Origin of the sequence: Novilysobacter selenitireducens (assembly GCF_020026895.1) — a bacterium.
GTDB classification, from domain to species: domain Bacteria; phylum Pseudomonadota; class Gammaproteobacteria; order Xanthomonadales; family Xanthomonadaceae; genus Lysobacter_C; species Lysobacter_C selenitireducens.
Genome location: NZ_JAINZW010000021.1, coordinates 1 through 320, shown reverse-complemented (window position 1 = coordinate 320; position 320 = coordinate 1). Strand labels below are relative to the sequence as shown.

1 rRNA gene is annotated in these 320 nt (G+C 50.0%); it reads left to right on the top strand.

Annotation, left to right across the window (positions count from 1 at the left end):
- Positions 1-316: ribosomal RNA gene (locus K6753_RS14440) — 16S ribosomal RNA — on the top strand; the annotation flags it as partial.
- Between the last annotated feature and the right edge of the window lie 4 nt (positions 317-320).

The following is a 320-nucleotide window of genomic DNA, read 5'->3' as shown; positions in this document are numbered from 1 at the left end:
GGTTAATTCCGTTAACGAACGAGACCTTAACCTGCTAACTAGTCACACCATTCCAGAATGGTGGCCGACTTCTTAGAGGGACAACTGGCTCCGAAACCAGTGGAAGTTTGAGGCAATAACAGGTCTGTGATGCCCTTAGATGTTCTGGGCCGCACGCGCGCTACACTGACGAAGTCAGCGAGCATGTCCTACGCCGACAGGTGCGGGGAATCTTGTCAAACTTCGTCGTGATGGGGATTGATTATTGAAATTCTTGATCATGAACGAGGAATTCCTAGTAAGCGCAAGTCATCAGCTTGCGTTGATTACGTCCCTGCCCT